This window comes from uncultured Dialister sp. (genome assembly GCF_900538805.1).
GTDB lineage: Bacteria > Bacillota > Negativicutes > Veillonellales > Dialisteraceae > Dialister.
Genome location: NZ_UPZP01000146.1, coordinates 1 through 3,601, shown reverse-complemented (window position 1 = coordinate 3,601; position 3,601 = coordinate 1). Strand labels below are relative to the sequence as shown.

General features: G+C 55.5%; 3 protein-coding genes. All 3 read left to right on the top strand.

The features are described 5' to 3' along the window. The first annotated feature begins 96 nt into the window (after positions 1-96). Positions 97-1,425 (top strand): MATE family efflux transporter, encoded by a 1,329-nt coding sequence (locus QZQ29_RS09125; protein ID WP_296962568.1) that lies wholly within the window; start codon positions 97-99, stop codon positions 1,423-1,425. A gap of 444 nt (positions 1,426-1,869) precedes the next feature. Beyond that, positions 1,870-2,142: an ACT domain-containing protein gene (locus QZQ29_RS09120; RefSeq protein ID WP_296962566.1), complete on the top strand. Its 273-nt coding sequence runs from the start codon at positions 1,870-1,872 to the stop codon at positions 2,140-2,142. 11 nt (positions 2,143-2,153) lie between these two features. Further along, positions 2,154-3,512 carry a PFL family protein gene (locus QZQ29_RS09115; protein ID WP_296962564.1) on the top strand — a complete coding sequence of 453 codons (1,359 nt, stop codon included), beginning with the start codon at positions 2,154-2,156 and terminating at the stop codon, positions 3,510-3,512. Positions 3,513-3,601 lie beyond the last annotated feature (89 nt).

Here is a 3,601-nt window from a genome sequence, read left to right as displayed (position 1 = left end):
TATTTAAGGAGACTTATGACGCAGCATTGGATAAAAATACATATGAAATTCGATTCTGCGAATGAATCAGTGCTTCCTTATATAAAGGAAATAATCATGATTCTCCATAACGATTTGACCCGGGGACCCCTTTTCCCCAAAATGATGAATTTCGCCGTCCCCTATCTGGCGGCCTGCTTCCTCCAGACCTTCTACGGCATGGCGGACCTTTTCATTACCGGCCAGTACTACGGCGCCGCTCCTGTCACCGGCGTGTCCATCGGAAGCCAGGTGATGCATATGATTATCGTCATCATTGCAGGCCTCACCATCGGAAGCGCCGTATCCATCGCCCGGGCACTGGGAGCCAAAAATGAAAGGGAAGCTTTTCGTCTCATGGGCAGTGCCGCCGCCCTCTTTCTTCCCTTCGCCATTGTATTCACGGCGCTCCTCTTTCTTTTCATGCCCTTCATTCTCCAAGTACTGCAGACACCGGCAGAAGCGCTGGAGGACACCAGAGCCTACCTCACCATCTGCTTTGCCGGAGTACCACTCATCGTCATCTATAACATGGTGAGCGGCTTTTTCCGGGGTATGGGAAATACGAAAGCCCCCATGACCTTCATCGCCATTGCCGGCATAGTGAATATCCTTCTGGACTACCTTCTCATCGGCCATTTCCATATGAGCGCCGCCGGTGCCGCCTGGGGCACCTTTGCCAGTGAAGCGGTGAGCGTCGTCCTTTCCCTCTTTTACCTCCACCGGAAACTGTCGCCCCTTGCCCTTTCCAGAAAAGACTTTACCCCCGGCAGCCCCTGGATGCGAAGCATCCTTACCATAGGCATTCCTATTTCCTGCCAGGACGGTCTCATCCAGATATCCTTCCTGGTCATCACCGCCATTGCCAACAGCCGCGGCGTGGAAGCGGCGGCGGCCGTGGGGATTGTGGAAAAAATCATCAGCTTCCTCTTCCTGGTCCCCTCTGCCATGATGTCCACCGTGTCCGCCACCACCGCCCAGAACCTGGGCGCAGGCCTTCCGGAAAGGGGCAGGAAGGCCCTCCGCTATGGCATCACCGTGTGCGTTTCCTTCGGCCTTCTCTGCATCCTCCTCGTCCATTTCAAAGCCAGTGAAATCGTGGCCCTCTTTGTACCGGGGGAGGAGGCGGTCATTGCCATGGGAAACGACTACTTCCAGTCCTATGTACTGGACTGCGCCATCGCCGGCATCCACTTCTGCTTCTCCGGCTGCTTTGCAGCCCACCGGAAAGCGTCCTTCTCCTTTCTTCACAACGTTATTTCCATCTTCACCGTCCGCATCCCCGGCACCTACGCCGCCGCCCTCCTCTTCCCCACCACCCTCTACCCCATGGGCATGGCAGCGCCGGCAGGGTCTTTGCTGTCTGTCATTATCTGCGTGTTCCTTTATAAAAAGTATTTGAAATAGCAGGAGCGCCCCCTTTGGGTGCGCAGGGTTCAAAAGGTTCAAAGGGTTCAGAGGATGGTGGTGGCGCCCTGTGGGACGCCGAAGGCGGCCTCCCTGCCTCCATGGAATGGACTTTATATCTACCTTCTGAACCAGCCCGGAAGGCGCAGCCGATCCCGGGCCGAACCCGAGTCGTCCAAGGCCGACAGGCCCGATGGCGGCTTGCACCCTCTGAACCCTTACGCCCCTACAGGGCGTGTCCCCATTCCCCAATCTCCATTCTCCAACCCTCAACCACTATTCCCCAATCCCCATTCCCTAATCCCCATTCCCCAATCTCCATTCCCTAATCCCCATTCCCCATTTATGCTATAATGAGAAAAGACATTCTGCAGAATTGCTTTTCAGGAAAATGGGCTGCAGCGGTCTGATTTCTATGGAACGAAGTATGGAAGGAGCAGATGTATGAAAAAAATCGTAGTCACTGTAATCGGTGCTGACCGTGTGGGCATTGTTGCCGGCGTTGCGGCAGCCCTGGCGAAGGAAAATATTAATATCCTCGACATTTCCCAGACCATTCTGGGAGATATTTTTGATATGGTCCTGATCTGCGACATGGAAAAGGCCAAAGGTTCCCTGAAGGAAGTCCAGGATGAACTGGGTGTCCTGGGGAAAAATCTGGGCGTGGACGTACGGGCCCAGCTGGCTGACATTTTCTATGCCATGCACCGTATCTGAAAGGGGGAGCCATGCTCGATATTGAAGAAATCCTTGCCACTGAGCGCATGTTTGACCAGAACAAGCTGGACGTACGCACCATTACCATGGGCATTTCCCTCTTAGGCTGTGTTTCCGATGATGAAAAGACGCTGAATCGCAAGATTTACGACACCATCTGCACCAAAGCAGAGCATCTGACGGAAGTGAGCCATGATATTTCCAGAGAATACGGCGTGCCCATCATCAACCGCCGTATTTCCGTGACCCCTATTTCCCTTATAGCCGGCGGCATCAAAGCCAAAAGTTATGTGTCCATTGCCGAGACCCTGCAGAAAGCGGCAGACCAAGTGGGCGTGGACATTCTTGGCGGCTTCTCCGCCCTGGTGGACCGGGGCATGTCCTCCTCCGACAAAATCCTCATCGACTCCATCCCGGAAGCCCTGGCTTCCACCAAGAGCATCTGCAGCTCCGTGGCCGTAGGCTCCACCAAGGCCGGCATCAATATGGACGCTGTAAAGCGCATGGGCGAAGTGGTGAAGGAAACGGCTGAGCTCACCAAAGACCAGGACGCCTATGGCTGCACCAAGCTGGTGGAATTCTGCAACGCCGTAGAAGACAATCCCTTCATGGCCGGCGCATTCCACGGAATCACCCAGGGTGACACCGCCATCCACGTTGGCGTTTCCGGCCCCGGTGTGGTGAAGAGAGCCCTGGAAGACGTAAAAGGCGCCCCCTTGAACGTGGTGGCCCGCACCATTAAGAACACCGCCTTCATGATTACCCGTCTGGGACAGATGGTGGCCGAAGCAGCCACCGAACGGCTCCATGCCCCCTTCGGCATTATCGACCTCTCCCTGGCCCCCACCTCCGCCGTCGGCGACAGCGTGGCCCAGGTACTGGAAGAAATGGGACTGGAAAGCTGCGGCGGCCCGGGAACCACGGCAGCCCTGGCCCTCCTGAACGACGCCGTGAAAAAAGGCGGCCTCATGGCCTCCTCCAGCGTCGGCGGCCTCTCCGGCGCCTTCATTCCGGTAAGTGAAGACCTGGGTATGATTGAAGCTGTTGAAAAAGGCAGCCTCTGCCTGGAAAAACTGGAAGCCATGACCTGCGTCTGCTCCGTAGGCCTCGACATGATTGCCATTCCCGGAGACACCCCTGCCTCCACCATCTCCGCCATTCTCGCCGACGAAGCGGCTATCGGCATGATTAACAACAAAACCACCGCCACCCGCCTCATCCCGGTGCCAGGAAAGAAACCGGGCGACATGGTCCAGTTCGGCGGCCTCATGGGCTACGCCCCCATCCTGGAAATCAACAAATTCCAGGCCGACGAATTCATCAACCGCGGCGGAAAGATTCCCGCCCCCATGAGATCATTGACAAACTGATGGGATATAGGGAAGCACTGATTAATTCATAGAGTTTCCTTTTATAAGAATTTTTATGCACTGCTTCGTCATGGGCTTCCTTAAATAGC